Annotated in this window: 20 protein-coding genes; 17 read left to right on the top strand and 3 right to left on the bottom strand. The window is 56.0% G+C overall.

Annotated elements, in window-relative coordinates; all coding sequences use genetic code 11:
• Positions 1-279: 279 nt before the first annotated feature.
• The 12 genes from rseD (at position 280) to acpS (ending at position 9,693) form a co-directional block, all read left to right on the top strand.
• Positions 280-363, top strand: coding sequence for a rpoE leader peptide RseD (rseD, locus tag SP99_RS25380; RefSeq protein WP_141237592.1), 84 nt, complete (start codon positions 280-282; stop codon positions 361-363).
• Positions 360-935: an RNA polymerase sigma factor RpoE gene (gene rpoE / locus SP99_RS16825; protein WP_006176728.1), complete on the top strand. Its 576-nt coding sequence runs from the start codon at positions 360-362 to the stop codon at positions 933-935. The genes rseD and rpoE overlap by 4 nt, the downstream gene beginning before the upstream one ends.
• Before the next feature lie 31 nt (positions 936-966).
• Complete coding sequence (gene rseA, locus SP99_RS16820; protein WP_025757638.1) at positions 967-1,617, top strand: anti-sigma-E factor RseA; 651 nt, start codon at positions 967-969, stop codon at positions 1,615-1,617.
• Positions 1,617-2,570, top strand: a complete 954-nt coding sequence (gene rseB, locus SP99_RS16815) for a sigma-E factor regulatory protein RseB (protein ID WP_025757639.1) — start codon at positions 1,617-1,619, stop codon at positions 2,568-2,570. Before rseA ends, rseB begins: the two co-directional genes overlap by 1 nt.
• Positions 2,567-3,043: a SoxR-reducing system protein RseC gene (rseC, locus tag SP99_RS16810; RefSeq protein ID WP_045284608.1), complete on the top strand. Its 477-nt coding sequence runs from the start codon at positions 2,567-2,569 to the stop codon at positions 3,041-3,043. The genes rseB and rseC overlap by 4 nt, the downstream gene beginning before the upstream one ends.
• 185 nt (positions 3,044-3,228) lie before the next feature.
• The gene (lepA, locus tag SP99_RS16805) at positions 3,229-5,028 is read left to right on the top strand and encodes a translation elongation factor 4 (RefSeq protein ID WP_025757641.1); all 1,800 of its coding nucleotides are present in this window, start codon (positions 3,229-3,231) and stop codon (positions 5,026-5,028) included.
• 15 nt (positions 5,029-5,043) lie between these two features.
• On the top strand, positions 5,044-6,018 hold the full coding sequence (gene lepB / locus SP99_RS16800) for a signal peptidase I (protein WP_045284607.1): 975 nt from the start codon (positions 5,044-5,046) through the stop codon (positions 6,016-6,018).
• Positions 6,019-6,240: 222 nt separating this feature from the next.
• Entirely contained in the window at positions 6,241-6,921 is a 681-nt protein-coding gene (gene rnc, locus SP99_RS16795) for a ribonuclease III (protein WP_003860711.1), read from the top strand.
• Positions 6,918-7,823 carry a GTPase Era gene (gene era / locus SP99_RS16790; protein ID WP_025757643.1) on the top strand — a complete coding sequence of 302 codons (906 nt, stop codon included), beginning with the start codon at positions 6,918-6,920 and terminating at the stop codon, positions 7,821-7,823. Before rnc ends, era begins: the two co-directional genes overlap by 4 nt.
• Positions 7,824-7,840: 17 nt before the next feature.
• Entirely contained in the window at positions 7,841-8,548 is a 708-nt protein-coding gene (gene recO, locus SP99_RS16785) for a DNA repair protein RecO (RefSeq protein ID WP_045284606.1), read from the top strand.
• Positions 8,549-8,581: 33 nt separating this feature from the next.
• Positions 8,582-9,313, top strand: coding sequence for a pyridoxine 5'-phosphate synthase (gene pdxJ / locus SP99_RS16780; protein ID WP_025757646.1), 732 nt, complete (start codon positions 8,582-8,584; stop codon positions 9,311-9,313).
• Positions 9,313-9,693, top strand: coding sequence for a holo-ACP synthase (acpS, locus tag SP99_RS16775; RefSeq protein WP_025757647.1), 381 nt, complete (start codon positions 9,313-9,315; stop codon positions 9,691-9,693). The genes pdxJ and acpS overlap by 1 nt, the downstream gene beginning before the upstream one ends.
• Here acpS and SP99_RS16770 read toward each other — a convergent pair.
• Together SP99_RS16770 and SP99_RS16765 are read right to left on the bottom strand one after the other, a co-directional pair.
• Complete coding sequence (locus tag SP99_RS16770; protein ID WP_047959256.1) at positions 9,690-9,950, bottom strand: YfhL family 4Fe-4S dicluster ferredoxin; 261 nt, start codon at positions 9,948-9,950, stop codon at positions 9,690-9,692. The two genes, acpS and SP99_RS16770, sit on opposite strands and share 4 nt — an antisense overlap.
• A gap of 46 nt (positions 9,951-9,996) precedes the next feature.
• Complete coding sequence (locus SP99_RS16765; RefSeq protein WP_047959255.1) at positions 9,997-10,845, bottom strand: MurR/RpiR family transcriptional regulator; 849 nt, start codon at positions 10,843-10,845, stop codon at positions 9,997-9,999.
• A 118-nt stretch (positions 10,846-10,963) separates the two neighbouring features.
• Here SP99_RS16765 and murQ point away from each other — a divergent pair, with 118 nt between their 5' ends.
• The 4 genes from murQ to tadA are packed head-to-tail and all read left to right on the top strand — an operon-like array spanning position 10,964 to position 14,433.
• Positions 10,964-11,857, top strand: a complete 894-nt coding sequence (murQ, locus tag SP99_RS16760; RefSeq protein ID WP_047959254.1) for an N-acetylmuramic acid 6-phosphate etherase — start codon at positions 10,964-10,966, stop codon at positions 11,855-11,857.
• A gap of 11 nt (positions 11,858-11,868) precedes the next feature.
• A complete protein-coding gene (locus tag SP99_RS16755; protein WP_047959253.1) occupies positions 11,869-13,230 on the top strand; it encodes a PTS transporter subunit EIIC in 1,362 nt (453 codons plus the stop codon).
• 3 nt (positions 13,231-13,233) lie between these two features.
• Positions 13,234-13,869: a phosphatidylglycerophosphatase C gene (yfhb, locus tag SP99_RS16750; RefSeq protein WP_025757653.1), complete on the top strand. Its 636-nt coding sequence runs from the start codon at positions 13,234-13,236 to the stop codon at positions 13,867-13,869.
• 24 nt (positions 13,870-13,893) lie between these two features.
• Positions 13,894-14,433, top strand: a complete 540-nt coding sequence (gene tadA, locus SP99_RS23220; protein ID WP_032672482.1) for a tRNA adenosine(34) deaminase TadA — start codon at positions 13,894-13,896, stop codon at positions 14,431-14,433.
• Here tadA and mltF read toward each other — a convergent pair.
• Entirely contained in the window at positions 14,321-15,871 is a 1,551-nt protein-coding gene (gene mltF / locus SP99_RS16745) for a membrane-bound lytic murein transglycosylase MltF (RefSeq protein ID WP_047959252.1), read from the bottom strand. The two genes, tadA and mltF, sit on opposite strands and share 113 nt — an antisense overlap.
• 267 nt (positions 15,872-16,138) lie before the next feature.
• On the opposite strand from mltF, the gene purL reads away from it, so the two are divergent.
• On the top strand, positions 16,139-20,026 hold the full coding sequence (gene purL, locus SP99_RS16740) for a phosphoribosylformylglycinamidine synthase (RefSeq protein ID WP_047959251.1): 3,888 nt from the start codon (positions 16,139-16,141) through the stop codon (positions 20,024-20,026).
• The last annotated feature ends 233 nt before the right edge of the window (positions 20,027-20,259 follow it).

The raw sequence follows: 20,259 nt of genomic DNA, 5'->3' as shown, positions 1-20,259 counted from the left end.
GTTTTTTTTAAAGGTTGTTGCAATGGCTAAACGAGTAAGCCGAGGTAAACGGAGGGTAAATGAGTGAAATTATTTTGCGAAGCAGATCGTTAGCGTCAGATTTTGTGGTGAAATAAAGACTGTGTTGCGTTACTCTTCTGGCGGGAAAAAGATGTTTCTTGTCAGAAAGTGGTGCGTATCGTGAACAGACTTATAATGAGAGAAAATGACCAGTCTGCGGCGCGATGAACAAAAACAAAGGCGTTACGGAACTTATTGAAGAACAGACACTCTAATTCGGTGCTTGCTCAAAGTGCAGTGTTTTTAGAGTGGCGTTTCGCTAACGCGTGGAATTTAGGTTTGGGGAGACATTACCTCGGATGAGCGAGCAGTTAACGGACCAGGTCCTGGTTGAACGGGTCCAGAAGGGAGATCAGAAAGCCTTTAACTTACTGGTGGTGCGCTACCAGCATAAGGTGGCGAGCCTGGTTTCCCGCTATGTACCGTCAGGCGACGTGCCTGATGTGGTGCAAGAGTCTTTTATTAAGGCCTATCGCGCGCTGGATTCTTTCCGGGGAGATAGTGCTTTTTACACCTGGCTGTACCGTATTGCGGTCAATACGGCAAAGAACTATCTGGTCGCTCAGGGCCGTCGTCCGCCATCAAGTGATGTGGACGCTATCGACGCCGAAAACTTCGAAAGTGGCGGCGCACTGAAAGAAATTTCGAACCCTGAGAACTTAATGTTGTCAGAAGAACTGAGACAAATCGTTTTTCGCACGATCGAGTCGCTCCCGGAAGATTTACGCATGGCAATTACGTTACGGGAGCTGGATGGTCTGAGCTATGAAGAGATAGCCGCTATCATGGATTGTCCGGTCGGCACGGTACGTTCACGAATTTTCCGTGCGCGAGAAGCCATTGATAATAAAGTTCAACCGCTTATCAGGCGTTGACGATAGCGGGATACTGGAAAAGGTATTAGGCATGCAGAAAGAAAAACTTTCCGCTTTAATGGATGGTGAAACGGTAGATAATGAGCTGCTCAACGAGCTGTCTCATTCTCCCGAAATGCAAGAGACCTGGGAGAGTTATCATCTCATCCGTGACACCCTTCGCGGTGATACCGGCGAGGTTCTCCATTTCGATATCTCAGCACGCGTCATGGCGGCAATTGAGAATGAGCCTGTTCATCAGACCACTCCGCTGATTCCTGAAGCTCAACCCGCGCCCCACCAGTGGCAGAAAATGCCATTCTGGCAAAAGGTGCGTCCGTGGGCCAGCCAGCTTACCCAAATGGGTGTGGCTGCATGCGTATCGCTTGCAGTTATCGTTGGCGTCCAGCACTATAATGCTCAATCTGAAACTAATCAGCAGCCAGAAGCGCCAGTGTTTAATACACTGCCGATGATGGGCAAAGCCAGCCCGGTCAGTCTGGGCGTACCGGCTGATGCTTCCGCCAGCGGCGGCCAGCAACAGCAGGTCCAGGAGCAGCGCCGTCGCATTAATGCGATGTTGCAGGATTACGAGTTGCAGCGTCGTCTGCACTCTGAACAGCTTCAGTTTGAGCAGGCGCAAACACAGCAAGCCGCTGTGCAGGTGCCCGGAAACCAAACTTTAGGAACGCAATCGCAGTAATGAAGCAACTTTGGTTCGCCATGTCTCTGATGGCGGGTAGCCTGTTCTTCTCTGCCAACGCCTCGGCTGATGTTTCATCCGGGGCGTTGTTGCAGCAAATGAATCTGGCCAGCCAGTCACTCAATTACGAGTTGGCATTTATCAGCATTAACAAGCAGGGCGTCGAATCGTTACGCTATCGCCATGCCCGTCTTGATAACCAGCCACTCGCCCAGCTTTTACAGATGGATGGTCCGCGTCGTGAAGTGGTCCAGCGTGGTAACGAAATCAGTTATTTCGAGCCAGGCCTGGAGCCTTTTACGCTGAATGGCGACTACATCGTTGATTCTCTGCCGTCACTGATTTACACCGACTTTAAACGGCTTGCTCCTTACTACGATTTTATTTCGGTAGGGCGTACACGTATCGCGGACCGGTTGTGCGAGGTGATCCGCGTGGTTGCCCGGGACGGAACGCGCTACAGCTATATTGTCTGGATTGACGCGGAAACCAAACTCCCCATGCGTGTAGATCTGCTCGACCGTGACGGTGAAACGCTGGAACAGTTCCGCGTGATCTCCTTCAGCGTGAACAACCAGGTTGGTAACAGCATGCAGAATCTGGCGAAAGCCAGCCTGCCGCCACTGCTTTCTGTTCCGGCCGGGGATTCCGTGAATTTCAACTGGGTACCGTCATGGATCCCACAAGGGTTTAGTGAGGTTTCCAGCAGCCGTCGGCAGTTGCCAACGATTGAAACGCCAGTGGAATCGCGTCTCTATTCCGACGGGTTGTTCAGCTTCTCGGTGAATATTAATCGCGCAACGGCAAACAGCGCCGAACAGATGCTGCGCACCGGGCGTCGTACGGTCAGTACCACGGTACGCGATAACGCTGAGATCACCATTGTGGGCGAGCTTCCCCCGCAAACGGCGAAGCGCATTTCCGACAGCATTAAATTCAGGACCGCACAATGATTAAAGAGTGGGCTACGGTCGTCTCGTGGCAGGATGGCATTGCGCTGGTGAGCTGTGATGTAAAAGCCTCATGTAACAGTTGTGCCTCCAGAGCCGGTTGCGGTAGCCGCGTGCTGAATAAGCTCGGGCCGCAAACTACGCACACGATTTCTGTGCCAAGTGAGCAACCGCTAATGGCAGGGCAGAAGGTAGAGCTGGGTATTGCCGAAGGGAGCTTGCTCAGTTCCGCGATGCTGGTTTATCTCTCTCCGCTGGTCGGGCTGTTTATTATGGGCGGCCTGTTCCAGATGCTGTTTGCTACCGATGTGGCCGCCATGTGCGGTGCTGCACTGGGTGGCGTGGGGGGATTCTGGCTTGCCAAAGGTCTCTCTCCGAAGCTCGCGACGCGTGAGGAGTGGCAGCCTGTCATTCTTAGCGTTGGCCTTGCGCCAGACCAGCTTCGCGTTGAAACGCTCTCTTCTGAGGCCCGGTGATCCATCGGGCTTTATCATTTTTTACGTCCTTAAACAGAAAACGTCCTTTCTTCACGCTATACCTGTCTCTAAGTGCATTTCCAGGTAGCGAGGATGTAGTGTAGAATGCTGCGTTTTCGCACTGAAAAACGTCAGGCTAAGAACAGCGGCCTCCAGGAATTCGTAAGGCATAATTATTTAACTATATGAAGAACATACGTAACTTTTCGATCATTGCTCACATTGACCACGGTAAGTCGACGCTGTCTGACCGTATTATCCAGATTTGCGGTGGCCTGTCTGATCGTGAAATGGAAGCCCAGGTTCTGGACTCCATGGACCTGGAACGCGAACGCGGTATTACCATTAAAGCGCAGAGCGTCACGCTGGATTACAAAGCGGCTGATGGCGAAACCTATCAGCTGAACTTTATCGACACCCCAGGCCACGTTGACTTCTCCTATGAGGTTTCACGCTCGCTGGCGGCCTGTGAAGGCGCGCTGCTGGTGGTCGATGCCGGGCAGGGCGTAGAAGCTCAGACCCTGGCAAACTGCTACACCGCGATGGAAATGGATCTCGAAGTTGTGCCGGTTCTGAACAAGATCGACCTGCCAGCCGCCGATCCTGAGCGCGTAGCGGAAGAGATTGAAGATATTGTCGGCATTGACGCGACCGACGCTGTGCGCTGCTCGGCGAAAACCGGTGTCGGCGTGACCGACGTGCTGGAACGCCTGGTGCGTGATATTCCGGCCCCGGAAGGCGATCCGGATGCTCCACTGCAGGCGCTGATTATCGACTCCTGGTTTGATAACTATCTGGGCGTTGTCTCCCTGGTGCGTATTAAAAACGGCACCCTGCGTAAAGGCGACAAAATCAAGGTCATGAGTACCGGACAGGTCTACAACGCCGACCGTCTGGGTATTTTCACGCCAAAACAGGTCGACCGTACCGAGCTGACATGCGGCGAAGTAGGCTGGCTGGTCTGCGCCATCAAAGACATCCTCGGCGCGCCAGTGGGCGATACCCTGACCGGTGCACGTAACCCGGCAGAAAAAGCGCTGCCAGGCTTTAAAAAGGTCAAACCGCAGGTTTATGCGGGCTTGTTCCCGGTCAGCTCTGACGACTACGAAAACTTCCGTGATGCGCTTGGCAAACTGAGCCTGAACGATGCCTCCCTGTTCTACGAGCCAGAAAGCTCAACGGCGCTGGGCTTCGGTTTCCGCTGCGGCTTCCTCGGTCTGCTGCACATGGAGATCATTCAGGAGCGTCTGGAGCGTGAATACGATCTGGATCTGATCACCACCGCACCGACGGTAGTGTATGAAGTTGAAACCACGTCGAAAGAGGTGATTTACGTCGACAGCCCGTCCAAGCTTCCGCCGCTGAACAACATTCATGAGCTGCGTGAGCCAATTGCAGAGTGTCATATGCTGTTGCCTCAGGAATACCTGGGTAACGTCATTACGCTGTGCGTTGAGAAGCGAGGCGTGCAGACCAACATGGTATACCACGGTAACCAGGTGGCGCTGACCTATGAAATCCCGATGGCGGAAGTGGTTCTCGATTTCTTCGACCGTCTGAAGTCGACCTCCCGTGGCTATGCGTCGCTGGATTACAACTTCAAGCGTTTCCAGGCCTCCAACATGGTACGTGTGGACGTGCTGATCAACGGTGAGCGTGTGGATGCGCTGGCGCTGATCACTCACAACGACAATGCGCCATACCGTGGTCGCGAGCTGGTTGAGAAGATGAAAGATCTGATCCCACGCCAGCAGTTTGATATCGCGATCCAGGCGGCCATCGGCAACCACATCATCGCGCGTTCTACCGTGAAGCAGCTGCGTAAAAACGTTCTGGCGAAATGTTATGGCGGTGACGTCAGCCGTAAGAAAAAGCTGCTCCAGAAGCAGAAAGAAGGTAAGAAGCGTATGAAGCAGGTCGGTAACGTCGAGCTGCCGCAGGAAGCATTCCTTGCCATCCTTCATGTTGGTAAAGACGGCAAATAACCCTAAGGAGTTGGCATGGCGAACATGTTTGCCCTGATCCTGGTCATTGCTACCCTGGTGACAGGTCTGTTGTGGTGTCTGGATAAGTTTATCTTCGCCCCAAAACGTCGCGAACGTCAGGCTGCCGCGCAGGCAGCCACTGGCGACGGGATTGACGCGAAAACCCTGAAAAAAGTTGGCCCGAAACCGGGCTGGCTGGAAACAGGCGCCTCAGTCTTTCCGGTGCTGGCGATTGTGCTGGTGGTACGTTCGTTTATTTACGAGCCGTTCCAGATCCCATCCGGTTCCATGATGCCAACGCTGCTGATTGGCGATTTTATTCTGGTAGAGAAGTTTGCCTACGGCATTAAAGATCCTATCTACCAGAAAACGCTGATCGAAACCGGTCATCCGAAACGCGGCGACATCGTGGTGTTCAAATATCCGGAAGATCCGCGCCTGGACTACATCAAGCGCGCGGTAGGTCTGCCGGGTGATAAAGTGACCTACGATCCGGTTGCGAAGGAAGTCACCGTTCAGCCTGGCTGCAGCTCCGGTACCGCGTGTGAAAATGCGCTGCCAATCACCTACTCCAACGTTGAGCCAAGCGATTTTGTGCAGACTTTTGCCCGTCGTAACGGCGGTGAAGCGACCAGCGGGTTCTTCCAGGTCCCGAAAGGCGAAACCAAAGAGGACGGTATCCGTCTGGTTGAACGCAAAGAGACGCTGGGGGATGTGACTCATCGCATCCTCACTGTGCCGATCGCGCAGGATCAGCTGGGTATGTATTACAAACAGCCGGGCCAGCAGCTGGCGAGCTGGATCGTACCGCCTGGACATTACTTCATGATGGGTGATAACCGCGATAACTCTGCGGACAGCCGTTACTGGGGCTTTGTGCCGGAAGCGAATCTGGTGGGTAAAGCAACCGCGATCTGGATGAGTTTTGAGAAGCAGGAAGGCGAATGGCCGACCGGCGTACGCCTGAATCGTATTGGCGGAATCCATTAATTCGCATTAAAAGAACACGTAGCCGCGTTATTTCGCGGCTACGTGAATTATTTCCACGATAAATCTCTTCGAACTAACGACATCCCCTGTCGTTGTGTATAGAATATTCCCCCGAAGTTTAAGGTTGGCCCTGCAAGGGTGCCACGGCACACGAAACCGCGTTGGTTTTCTCAGGTCGGTTTCGTGTGCTGCATTTTTGACGCATTCATTTATTGGTATCGCATGAACCCCATCGTAATTAATCGGCTTCAACGGAAGCTGGGCTACACTTTTCATCATCAGGAGTTGTTGCAACAGGCATTAACCCACCGCAGTGCCAGCAGCAAACATAATGAGCGTCTCGAGTTTTTAGGCGACTCTATTTTAAGTTTCGTGATTGCGAATGCGCTCTATCATCGTTTCCCGCGCGTGGATGAAGGTGATATGAGCCGCATGCGTGCCACGCTGGTTCGGGGTAATACCCTTGCGGAAATCGCGCGTGAATTTGAACTGGGCGAATGTCTGCGTCTTGGGCCGGGTGAACTGAAAAGCGGCGGCTTCCGTCGTGAATCTATTCTTGCCGATACGGTCGAAGCATTAATTGGTGGTGTGTTCCTGGACAGCGATATCCAGACCGTAGAAAAGCTGATCCTCAACTGGTATCAGACCCGCCTGGACGAAATCAGCCCGGGCGATAAACAAAAAGATCCGAAAACGCGTCTGCAGGAATATTTGCAGGGTCGTCATCTGCCGCTGCCATCGTATCTGGTGGTGCAGGTTCGTGGCGAAGCGCACGATCAGGAATTTACCATCCATTGCCAGGTCAGTGGCCTGAGTGAACCGGTGGTGGGCACAGGTTCAAGCCGCCGTAAGGCTGAACAGGCTGCCGCCGAACAGGCGTTAAAAATGCTGGAGCTGGAATGAGCATCGATAAAACCTATTGCGGATTTATTGCCATCGTCGGACGTCCGAACGTTGGCAAATCCACCCTGTTAAATAATCTGCTCGGGCAGAAAATTTCCATTACCTCGCGTAAGGCGCAGACCACGCGTCACCGCATCGTGGGCATCCATACGGAAGGCGCGTATCAGGCGATCTACGTCGATACCCCTGGCCTGCATATGGAAGAGAAGCGTGCCATCAACCGTCTGATGAACAAGGCGGCGAGCAGCTCCATTGGCGACGTAGAGCTGGTGATTTTCGTTGTTGAAGGGACCCGCTGGACGCCGGACGACGAGATGGTGCTGAACAAACTGCGTGACGGCAAAACGCCGGTCATCCTCGCGGTCAACAAAGTTGACAACGTGCAGGAAAAGGCCGACCTGCTGCCGCATCTGCAGTGGCTGGGCAGCCAGATGAACTTCCTCGACATCGTTCCGCTGTCCGCTGAGACCGGCCTGAACGTGGATACCATCGCGGGTATTGTGCGTAAGCACCTGCCGGAAGCGATTCACCACTTCCCGGAAGACTACATCACCGACCGTTCTCAGCGCTTTATGGCGTCTGAAATCATCCGTGAAAAGCTGATGCGTTTCCTGGGCGCTGAACTGCCGTACTCTGTGACGGTGGAGATCGAGCGTTTCCAGAGCAACGAGCGTGGCGGCTACGACATCAATGGCCTGATCCTCGTTGAGCGTGAAGGGCAGAAGAAGATGGTGATCGGCAACAAAGGCGCCAAGATCAAAACCATCGGTATTGAAGCCCGTAAAGATATGCAGGAGATGTTCGAAGCGCCGGTTCACCTCGAACTGTGGGTGAAAGTGAAATCTGGCTGGGCCGATGATGAGCGTGCTCTGCGCAGCCTCGGTTACGGCGAAGACCAGTAACCTAAGACGACGAGCATATGGATGGATGGCAGCGTGCCTTTGTCCTTCATAGTCGTCCCTGGAGCGAAACCAGCCTTATGCTGGACGTCTTCACGGAAGAGTCGGGTCGTGTGCGCCTTGTTGCCAAAGGCGCACGTTCTAAACGTTCTAATCTGAAAGGCGCCTTACAGCCTTTCACGCCGCTGCTGGTTCGCTTTGGCGGGCGTGGGGAAGTGAAAACCCTGCGCAGTGCCGAAGCCGTCTCCCTGGCGCTCCCCCTTTCCGGTATCACACTTTATAGCGGTCTGTACGTCAATGAACTTATCTCACGAGTTCTGGAACATGAGACGCGCTTCTCTGAACTGTTTTTCGATTATCTGCACTGTATCCAGGCCCTGGCTGGCGCAACCGGCTCGCCTGAACCCGCCCTGCGTCGTTTTGAGCTGGCCCTGCTGGGCCACCTGGGTTACGGTGTTGATTTTCTTCATTGCGCGGGTAGTGGGGAAGAGGTTGATGAGACGATGACCTATCGCTATCGCGAAGAAAAAGGGTTTATCGCCAGCGTTGTGATTGATAACAATACCTTTACCGGACGCCAGCTCCGGGCGCTGTATGAGCGTGAGTTTCCCGACCAGGACACCCTGCGCGCAGCAAAACGCTTTACCCGGATTGCGCTCAAGCCGTATCTTGGCGGCAAGCCCTTAAAGAGCCGCGAATTATTCAGGCAGTTTATGCCGAAACGTTAGACCACAGAATCGAAAAGAAAACCGAGGATTGTCATGGCTGAATTACTGTTAGGCGTCAACATTGATCACATCGCCACACTGCGTAATGCGCGCGGCACGGCGTATCCCGATCCGGTTCAGGCGGCGTTTATCGCTGAACAGGCTGGCGCCGACGGCATTACCGTTCACCTGCGTGAAGATCGCCGCCATATTACTGACCGCGACGTGCGCATTCTGCGTCAGACGCTGGATACCCGCATGAATCTGGAGATGGCGGTCACCGAAGAGATGCTGACCATTGCCTGCGAAACCCAGCCGCATTTCTGCTGCCTGGTGCCTGAAAAGCGTCAGGAAGTGACGACCGAAGGCGGTCTGGATGTTGCCGGCCAGCTCGATAAAATGCGCGATGCCTGCAAACGCCTGGCGGATGCTGGTATCCTGGTGTCTCTCTTTATTGACGCCGATTTCACCCAGATTAAAGCGGCGGCCGACGTGGGGGCGCCGTATATCGAAATTCATACTGGCTGCTACGCTGATGCCAAAAACGATGAAGAGCAGGCTAAAGAGCTGGAGCGTATCGCAAAAGCCGCGACTTACGCCGCGAGCCTGGGGCTGAAGGTTAACGCCGGACACGGTCTGACCTACCACAACGTCAAAGCCATTGCCGCCCTGCCTGAAATGCATGAGCTGAATATCGGGCATGCGATCATTGGCCGTGCGGTGATGAGCGGCCTGAAAGAGGCGGTCTCAGAAATGAAACGCCTGATGCTGGAAGCGCGTCAGTAATGGCCATTCTGGGCTTAGGCACCGATATCGTTGAAATAGCCCGCATTGAAGCGGTGATCGCCCGTAGTGGCGATCGCCTCGCAAGACGCGTGCTGAGCGATAACGAATGGGCTATCTGGGAAGCGCATCAGCAGCCGGTGCGTTTTCTGGCGAAGCGCTTTGCGGTCAAAGAGGCCGCCGCTAAAGCCTTCGGAACCGGCATTCGTAACGGTCTGGCGTTTAACCAGTTTGAGGTGTTTAACGATGAACTGGGTAAGCCACGCCTGCGTTTATGGGGCGAGGCGCAAAAGCTGGCGGAAAGGCTGGGCGTGAATCACATGCACGTGACGCTTGCCGATGAACGGCACTATGCCTGCGCGACGGTGATTATTGAAAGCTAGAGTTTGTCCGCATGGTGCATCAGAACAAACTTATCCCATAACTGCTCTTCGCTCTCAATGTGTGTCGGATCCTTCAGGATGGTATTCGGGATCGGGCACACTTTCTGACAGGTCGGCGTTTCATAGTGGCCGACGCACTCCGTGCAGCGGTCGCTGTTAATCTCATAAATGCTGTCGCCCATCGAAATGGCCTGGTTCGGACACTCCGGTTCGCACATATCGCAATTGATGCATTTTTTGGTAATTAACAGCGCCATCAGGAAATTCTCAGAAACAACACAAACTGGGCGGGCATTATACGCGTCAAACCAGTTTCTTTACCAGTTCTTCACTGTGACGAATACGATCTGGCGCATGCTCCAGATCCTGTTGCACCAGCGCCATAAACAGCAGGTCGGTCAACATCATTTGCGCACTCGTCGAGGAGATCGCGGCGCTGCGCGTGGCCTGCTCTGCTGCAATGGTATATAAACAGCGCGTAGCCCGCTGCTGCAGGGCATTTGGCGTAAAACCGGTAATCGCCAGAATTTTACCGCCGACGCGCAGGGCTTCATCGGTGGCCATATTGATTTCACGGCGCTCGCCGGAATAGGAGATCGCCAGCAGCAGATCGTCAGGATCCATCGCCTGTACGGTCGCCAGCAGGGCGTGCATATCCTGCTCGACGATGGCGTTAAGCCCAATTTTTGTCAGCTTCCAGCCAAAGTTACGCGCCACCAGTCCGGACGCGCCGATGCCGGTCAGTATGATACGCCGTGCGCCACGCAGCATCGCCACGCTCTCCAGCAACTTCTCTTCGGTATTCACGTCAAGCGTCGCATGCATCGCTGCGACGTTCTCCTTGATCAGCTTTTCGCCCACCAGCCGCATCGGATCATCCCCGCGGATCTGATTATGCACCGGCATAGACTGCGGGTTGGGGTTGCTTGCCAGCGCTTCACTGATCGCCAGTTTGAGGGCAGGGAACCCCTTAAAACCAATCTTCTGGGCAAATTTCACCACGCTTGACTGGCTCACCCCGGCTTCGCTCGCCAGCTGCTGCGAGCTGAGATGGCGCGCGCGATCGGGTTGAGAAAGCAGAAAATCCGCCAGCTTTTTGTCGCTTTGAGCAAAGCCTGCATAACGCTGGCGAATGCGAATTAAACAGTTCATAGGTTCTCCTGGCGAAAATGTGATTGTCTGCGCAAATACGAATAGTGCTCGCCTGAATGAATTTTATATTCCATTATAGTGAGATTATTATGAATTAAAAATTCTTGAGGTACAAAAGATGAATCTGGGCTCACTTGTTTCAGAAACCCGTAACCCGCAAACCATGGATCTGGATGCTCTCTCCACGCTGGAGCTGGTTAACCGCTTTAATCAACAGGATACGCTGGTCGCGCAGGCAGTGAAAGAGACATTGCCTGAGGTGGCGAAAGCGGTCGATGCGGCGGCGGAAGCCCTCAAGGCCGGTGGACGCATTATTTACATGGGCGCGGGTACCAGCGGACGTCTTGGGGTGCTGGATGCCTCTGAGTGTCCACCGACCTTTGGGGTGCCGCACGGCCTGGTGGTCGGGTTGATCGCAGGGGGACCTGGTGCGCTGCTGAAAGCCGTTGAAGGGGCGGAAGATAATAAACAGTTGGGGGAGGATGACCTGAGAGCGCTGAACCTGACGGCGCAGGATCTGGTGGTCGGGCTGGCGGCCTCCGGGCGCACGCCATACGTCATTGGCGGTCTGGAGTACGCTAACCAGACTGGCTGCACGACGGTGGCCATCTCCTGTAATCCGGGCTCACCGATTGCCCAGGTGGCGGCTATCGCCATCTCGCCGGTTGTCGGGCCGGAAGCGCTCACCGGATCCACACGCCTGAAATCAGGTACCGCGCAAAAGCTGGTGCTCAATATGATCTCCACTGGCGCGATGGTGAAATTTGGCAAGGTGTATCAGAACCTGATGGTGGATATGCAGGCCACCAACGTCAAGCTGGTGGACAGAGCCTGTCGCATGGTGATGGAAGCGACGGGCGCCAGCCGTGAAGAAGCTGAAGCGGTCCTCAAACAGACCGATCATGACGTTAAACCGGCGATTCTGATGATCTTAAGCGGGCTGGATGCGGCGGCGGCGAGAGCCCGACTCGACGCGCATCATGGCTTCTTACGGGCTGCATTAGAAAACTAACAGAGGCGTGTATGGACAAAACAGCAGCGCTCGCCAGCGATATCCTGCAGGGTATTGGTGGGGAACAAAATATTCAGCGTCTCGAAAACTGCATGACGCGCGTGCGCGTCGAGGTGCATAACGACGACCAGCTTGATGTGCCGCGTCTGAAGCAACTCTCCGGCGTCAGCGGCTACGTAAAACAGGGTGAGCAACATCAGCTTATCGTCGGGCCGGGAAAAGCGGCGCAGGTTGTTGATGCCATGCGTGCGCTGATGGGCGGTGGGTCGAGCGTGTCGATGGACGATGCTGAACGCACCAAAGCGCAGGCAAAGGCCAAATACAAAGCCCCCATGAGCGATGTGCTGCGACAGCTGGCAAACGTCTTTATTCCGCTGATCCCGGCGTTTATTGCCTCGGGCCTGATCACCGGGATCATCAATATCCTCAAGCGACCGGATATTGTGGGGGATTTCGCCACGCAGTATCCAAATCTGTTGGGTATCCTTGGGATCTTTGGCAGCGCGGTGTTTGCCATCATGAACATTCTGGTCGGGGTCAATACCGCGAAGGTGTTTGGCGGCTCGCTGGCCATGGGTGGGGTGATGGCGGGGATCTTGTCCAGCCCGCAGCTGGCGCAGATAACCCTGTTCGGTGAGGCGCTGCAGCCGGGGCGCGGCGGGGTGATTGCGGTGCTGCTGGTGGTCATCCTGATGTGCTGGATCGAGAAAAGGCTTCGCGCGGTTCTGCCAGGCTCCATCGAGCTTATCCTTAACCCGCTGCTGACCACGCTCATTACCGGTAGCGTCGCGGTAGTGGCTCTCCAGCCGTTAGGCGGGTGGATCTCTGAAGCCATTGCCCACGGTGCGTCGCTGGCGATTGACCGTGGCGGCCTGTTAGTGGGGGCGGTGCTGTCAGGTACCTTCCTGCCGCTGGTACTGACCGGCCTGCATCAGGGGCTGGTACCGATCCACGTCGAGCTGGTTCAGGCGCATGGCTATAACGCGCTGCTGCCTATTCTGTCGATGGCGGGGGTAGGGCAGGTCGGCGCGGCGATTGCCGTACTGATGAAAACCCGCAATGCACGTCTGAAGAAGGTGATTAAAGGAGCTCTGCCGGTCGGACTGCTCGGTATTGGCGAACCGCTGATTTTTGGCGTCACGCTGCCGCTGGGTAAACCGTTCCTTGCTGCATGTCTGGGCGGTGCGGTAGGCGGGGCGCTGATCAGCTACTGGAAAGTCGCCACCGTGATCACCTTTGGACTTTCCGGTTTACCGCTGGCGTTAACCATCGTCACCGGAAAAGTCATGCTCTATCTGTTAGGCTATTTAGTAGCAGTGATCGCCGGGTTCCTGTTTACCTGGCTGTTAGGCTTCAACGACCCAGAGGAGTAAGGTTTGGCAAAGCACGCGCGTCGCATTGTCTTTTTTGACCTGGATGGAACGCTGCATCAGCAGGATATGTTTGGCACGTTTATGCGTTACCTGCTGCGGCGTCAGCCTTTGAATGCGCTGCTCGTATTGCCGCTCTTACCGGTGATCGGTATCGCGCTGCTGGTGAAAGGTCGTGCAGCGCGATGGCCGATGAGCCTGCTGCTCTGGGGATGCACGTTTGGCCACAGCGAAGCGCGGCTCAAACAGCTTGAGCAGGATTTTGCCCACTGGTTTCGCGGCCATGTCGCCGCGTTTCCTGTCGTACAGGCGCGCCTCACCGGTTACCTCGACGCCAACGATGCCGACATCTGGCTGATTACAGGCTCCCCGCAGACGCTGGTGGAGCAGGTCTATTTTGATACCCCCTGGCTTCCCCGCGTCAACCTTATCGCCACGCAAATAGCGCGGGGTTACGGCGGCTGGGTGCTGACCATGCGCTGTCTGGGGCATGAAAAAGTGGTGCAACTGGAGAAACGCATCGGTACGCCGCTGCGCCTGTACAGCGGCTACAGCGACAGCAAACAGGACAACCCGCTGCTCTATTTCTGCCAGCATCGCTGGCGCGTCACTCCCGCGGGCGAACTTCAGCAACTCGAATAGTCTTATCCATAAGGGGTGTGTATAATGCCGCCCGCTTTTCGAGTGGAGTATCAACCGTTGCCAAACCCTGAATACAGTCATGAATACTGGATGCGCCACGCGCTTACGCTCGCGCAGCGTGCCTGGGACGAAGGCGAAGTGCCCGTGGGCGCCGTGCTGGTTCACAACAATCAGGTGATTGGCGAAGGGTGGAACCGCCCGATTGGACGCCACGATCCGACCGCCCATGCCGAAATCATGGCGCTTCGCCAGGGCGGTCTGGTGCTGCAAAACTATCGTCTGCTTGATACCACGCTGTATGTCACGCTTGAACCTTGCGTGATGTGTTCCGGTGCGATGGTGCACAGCCGGATCGGTACCCTGGTCTTTGGCGCGCGGGATGAAAAAACCGGTGCAGCCGGTTCACTGATGGACGTGCTGGGTCATCCTGGAATGAACCACCAGGTGAAGACTATCGGTGGGGTACTTGCACCAGCGTGTTCGGCGCTATTAAGCGATTTCTTTCGAATGCGCCGTCAGCAGAAAAAGCAACAAAAGGCAGAATTGAAGCGCTCGGACGATTAAGCTCGTCCGGTGCCACGACCGGGTAACTTTCTGCCAGCTGTTTTGCCTCTGTTGCCTCTTTCTCTTTCTCCAGCAGATATCCGACCAGGCTAATCTGATATTTACGGATATTTTCCACGTAGGCGTACGCTTCATGGCCGCGCGCGTAACCGTATGTCAGCTTGTTATACCAGGGCTTCTGGCTCAGCAGCGGCAGGCGCTGTTTTACGTCTGACCAGCTGTCGGGGTTACCTTTGGTTTTCGCCGTCAACGTGCGTGCATCCAGCATATGCGCGTAGCCCATATTGTAAGCCGCCAGCGCAAACCAGATCCGCTCTTCTTCCGGCACCGTTTCCGGTACTTTAGCCATCATATCCTGCAGGTAGCGCGCGCCGCCGCTGATGCTCTGCTCGGCATCGGTACGGTCATTCACGCCCAGGCTCAGCGCGGTATTTTTGGTTAACATCATCAAACCACGTACGCCAGTCGGAGACGTGGCCTGGGTATCCCAGTGGGATTCCTGATACGAAATAGCCGCCAGCAGTTTCCAGTCAATTTCCTGGGCGTATTTTTCGAACAGCGGCTGCAGGTCCGGCAGGACGCTGTCTACCGCGCGCAGGAAACTGCGGGTGTCAACGTAGTCAAAGTCATCACCATGGCCGAGGTACTTCTCTTCGAGACGCGCCAGGGTACCGTCTTCATTGATGGTGTTGAAGAAATCGAGCATCGCGGCAGAGAGGGTCTGGTCGTTGTCGAGCTGGGTAAACCAGGTGACAGGCTGTTCGTCGGTGACGTCCAGCGCCACGGCGATTTCAGGATGCACGCGCTGGAAAAGGCTGATCGCGACCGAATCGGCGATGGTGTACGGCACTTTCTGATCTTTAACCTGTTCCAGCAGCTCCGTCGTGCCGAGTTTCGCCTCCACCGTCCAGCTCAGGTCCGGGTATTTCTTCTCCTTGAGTTCGCGCAGATCGTCAATCACCACATGGCCTGGGGCAATCGTCAGCTGTCGATCGTTAATCGACGCCAGCGAGCGCGGACGCTGGCTCCCGACACGATAGACAAGCTGTTGCGAAACGGAGTAGTAGGTCGGGCCCGGCTGATAGTTTTTGCTGCGCTCGCTGTTATACACCAGCCCGGCGGCGAGGATGTCGGCATCGTCGTTGTCGAGGTCATCAAACAGCTGGTTGATATTCTGACGGACGGTGATTTTAAGCTTTACGCCAAGATAATCGGCGAACTGTTGCGCCAGTTCGTAATCCAGACCAATGATTTTGCCGTTGATGTCGCTGTAAATCAGCGGAGAGTTGAGGGTACTGACGCGGAGTTCCCCCCGCACCTGAATAGCGGCGATACGGTTTTCGGCTTTACCGAACCAGGGGATGGAAGGCCAGAGGGCCACTGCCAGCAGCAACGTCACAATGCCGATGAGCAGATAATTAATCTTTAATTTTTTCAATTAGTTAATTCTCTGCGACGCCGGTTGCCTCAGTCTGCTGTAGCCATGTTAACAATAAGGTTTGCCATTGAATGAGCGGCATTTTGCGTAAACTTGCGCCACTTGGCAACCAATTAGAGAGACAGGTCACAACTATTGTTAAAAGGCGACGTCGATTTTATTTCGACGCAAACGGTTTCGTCGGCGCTCAGGATTCTCTATAATGACGCCCGTTTTCCCCCCTTGCGCACACTGTAAGCGCCCCGGCGCTTCGAAGACGAGAGACTTATGATGGAAATTCTGCGTGGTTCGCCTGCACTGTCTGCCTTCCGTATTAACAAACTGCTGGCACGTTTTCAGGCGGCCGACCTTCCGGTAAGCAATATTTACGCTGAGTATGTCCATTTTGCTGACCTGAATGCCCCCCTGAATGCAGAGGAGCGCGTACAGCTGGAACGCCTGCTCAAGTATGGCCCAAGCCTGAGCAGCCATACGCCAACCGGCAAACTGATCCTTGCGACGCCTCGTCCGGGCACCATCTCCCCCTGGTCTTCAAAAGCCACCGACATCGCCCACAACTGTGGTCTGAGCCAGATTAACCGTCTGGAACGCGGCGTGGCGTACTATGTGGAAGCGTCAACCCTGAGCGACGCACAGTGGCAGGCGGTTGCGGCTGAACTGCACGATCGCATGATGGAGAGCGTGTTTGCCTCTCTCGATGACGCGCAGAAGCTCTTCTCCCACCATCAGCCTGCGCCGGTACAGAGCGTTGACCTGCTGGGGCAGGGCCGTCAGGCGCTGATTGACGCCAACCTGCGTCTCGGCCTGGCACTGGCAGAAGATGAAATCGACTACCTGCAGGATGCGTTTGTTAAGCTCAACCGCAACCCGAACGACATCGAACTCTACATGTTCGCGCAGGCGAACTCTGAGCACTGCCGCCATAAGATTTTCAATGCCGACTGGATTATCGACGGCGAACAGCAGCCGAAGTCGCTGTTCAAAATGATTAAAAACACCATGGAGAAAACCCCTGACCACGTGCTGTCTGCCTACAAAGACAACGCCGCGGTGATGGAAGGTTCCGAGGTGGGCCGCTTCTTCGCCGATCGCGAAGCAGGGCGCTATGACTTCCATCAGGAGCCTGCGCATATCCTGATGAAAGTGGAAACCCATAACCACCCGACGGCGATCTCCCCGTGGCCGGGTGCGGCGACCGGTTCCGGCGGTGAAATTCGTGATGAAGGGGCGACCGGTCGCGGTGCTAAACCAAAAGCGGGCCTGGTCGGTTTCTCCGTTTCCAACCTCCGTATTCCGGGCTTCGAGCAGCCGTGGGAAGAAGATTTCGGCAAGCCGGAGCGCATCGTTACCGCGCTGGATATCATGACCGACGGCCCTCTGGGCGGTGCGGCGTTTAACAACGAATTTGGTCGTCCGGCCCTGAACGGTTACTTTCGTACCTATGAAGAGAAAGTGGAGAGCCACAACGGCGAAGAGCTGCGTGGCTACCATAAACCGATCATGCTGGCGGGCGGGATCGGCAACATTCGTGCCGATCACGTGCAGAAAGGCGAGATCGTCGTTGGCGCGAAGCTGATCGTGCTCGGTGGGCCGGCGATGAACATCGGCCTGGGCGGCGGTGCGGCGTCTTCAATGACCTCCGGTCAGTCTGACGCGGATCTCGACTTTGCCTCCGTTCAGCGCGACAACCCGGAAATGGAGCGCCGCTGTCAGGAAGTGATCGACCGCTGCTGGCAGTTGGGCGACGCGAACCCGATCCTCTTTATTCATGACGTTGGCGCGGGCGGTCTCTCTAACGCCATGCCGGAGCTGGTCAGCGACGGCGGTCGCGGCGGTCGTTTCAACCTGCGCGATATCCTGAGCGACGAGCCGGGGATGAGCCCGCTGGAAATCTGGTGTAACGAATCTCAGGAACGTTATGTTCTGGCGGTTGCCGCAGATCAGCTGCCACTGTTTGACGAGCTGTGCCGCCGCGAGCGTGCGCCGTATGCCGTCATCGGTGAAGCAACCGAAGAGAAGCACCTGACCCTGAGCGACACCCATTTCGACAACCAGCCGATCGATCTGCCGCTGGATGTGCTGCTCGGTAAAACACCGAAGATGACCCGCGACGTGCAGACCCGTAAAGCGGCGGGCAAAGCGCTGGATCGTCAGGGCATCACCGTGGCGGAAGCGGTTAATCGCGTCCTGCACCTGCCGGCTGTCGCTGAGAAAACCTTCCTGGTGACCATCGGCGACCGTACCGTGACCGGTATGGTCTCACGCGATCAGATGGTGGGTCCGTGGCAGATCCCGGTGGCGAACTGCGCCGTGACCACCGCAAGCCTCGACAGCTACTACGGTGAAGCGATGGCGCTGGGCGAACGTACGCCGGTAGCGCTGCTGGACTTCGCCGCCTCTGCCCGTCTGGCCGTTGGTGAAGCTCTGACTAACATTGCCGCGACCCAGATTGGCGATATCAAACGCATTAAACTGTCCGCAAACTGGATGGCCGCAGCCGGTCACCCGGGTGAAGACGCGGGCCTGTATGAAGCCGTAAAAGCGGTGGGTGAAGAGCTCTGTCCTGCGCTGGGGCTGACCATTCCGGTGGGTAAAGACTCCATGTCGATGAAGACCCGCTGGCAGGAAGGCAACGAGCAGCGCGAGATCACCTCTCCGCTGTCGCTCATCATCTCCGCGTTTGCGCGCGTGGAAGACGTGCGTCATACCGTGACGCCACAGCTCCTGACCGAAGACAACGCCCTGCTGCTGATTGACCTGGGCAAAGGGCATAACGCGCTGGGTGCCACCGCGCTGGCGCAGGTTTACCGTCAGCTGGGCGATAAACCTGCCGACGTGCGCGACGTGGCGCAGTTGAAAGGTTTCTATGATGCCATCCAGGCGCTGGTGGCACAGCGCAAGCTGCTGGCCTACCACGACCGTTCCGACGGCGGCCTGCTGGTCACCCTGGCGGAGATGGCCTTTACCGGTCACTGTGGCGTTGAAGCGAACATCGCAACGCTGGGCGAAGACCATCTGGCGGCGCTGTTCAACGAAGAGCTGGGTGCTGTGATTCAGGTGCGTGCGGCAGATCGCGACGCCGTTGAAGCCCTCCTTGCGCAGCACGGCCTGGCAGACTGCGTGCACTATCTCGGTAAAGCCGTTCAGGGCGACCGCTTCGTCATTGAAGCAGACGGTCACGCCGTGTTCAGCGAGAGCCGCACCACGCTGCGTATGTGGTGGGCGGAAACCACCTGGCAGATGCAGCGCCTGCGTGATAACCCGGAATGCGCCGATCAGGAGCATAACGCGAAAGCCAATGACCAGGATCCAGGCCTGAACGTGAAGCTCTCTTTCGACATTAACGAAGACATCGCTGCGCCGTATATTGCGACGGGGGCGCGTCCAAAAGTGGCCGTGCTGCGCGAGCAGGGCGTTAACTCCCACGTTGAGATGGCCGCTGCCTTCCACCGTGCGGGCTTTGATGCTATCGACGTTCATATGAGCGACCTGCTGGCGGGCCGCACCGGTCTGGCAGATTTCCAGGCGCTGGTGGCGTGTGGCGGCTTCTCTTACGGCGACGTGCTGGGCGCGGGTGAGGGTTGGGCGAAGTCCATTCTCTTCAACAGCCGCGTGCGTGACGAGTTCGAAACCTTCTTCCACCGTCCGCAAACCCTGGCGCTGGGCGTGTGTAATGGCTGCCAGATGATGTCTAACCTGCGTGAGCTGATCCCGGGAAGTGAAGCCTGGCCGCGCTTTGTGCGTAACCAGTCTGACCGCTTCGAAGCGCGCTTCAGCCTGGTTGAAGTGACCCAGAGCCCGTCTCTGCTGCTGCAGGGGATGGTCGGTTCGCAGATGCCAATCGCCGTTTCCCACGGTGAAGGTCAGGTCGAAGTGCGTGATGCCGCGCATCTGGCCCAGCTTGAAAGCAAAGGCCTGGTGGCGCTGCGCTTTGTCGATAACTTCGGCAAGGTCACGGAAACCTACCCGGCTAACCCGAACGGTTCCGTCAACGGCATTACGGCGGTGACCAGCGAGAGCGGCCGTGCAACCATCATGATGCCGCACCCGGAGCGCGTGTTCCGTACCGTGAGCAACTCCTGGCACCCGGAAAACTGGGGCGAGGACAGCCCGTGGATGCGTATCTTCCGCAATGCGCGTAAACAGCTGGGTTAAGTTTTAGCGCACTCCCTGCAGGCCCGGTAAGCGTGAGCGCTACCGGGCTTTTTTGTGCCTGTCGCAAAATCGCGACAATCCTCGTATCGGGGTGTCTCTAAATGGAGACATCTAACTTATTGATTTATATATGACAGGAAAGGTTCCTGTTAGGGTGTTGCTTAATGGCGACACTTAGCCTGGAAATTATTCAACCGATAATGAACGGGCTAATTAAGTAAAATTCATAAATT

Source organism: Enterobacter sp. BIDMC92 (assembly GCF_001030225.1).
GTDB lineage: Bacteria > Pseudomonadota > Gammaproteobacteria > Enterobacterales > Enterobacteriaceae > Enterobacter > Enterobacter sichuanensis.
This window is presented reverse-complemented; position numbering and strand designations above follow the sequence as displayed.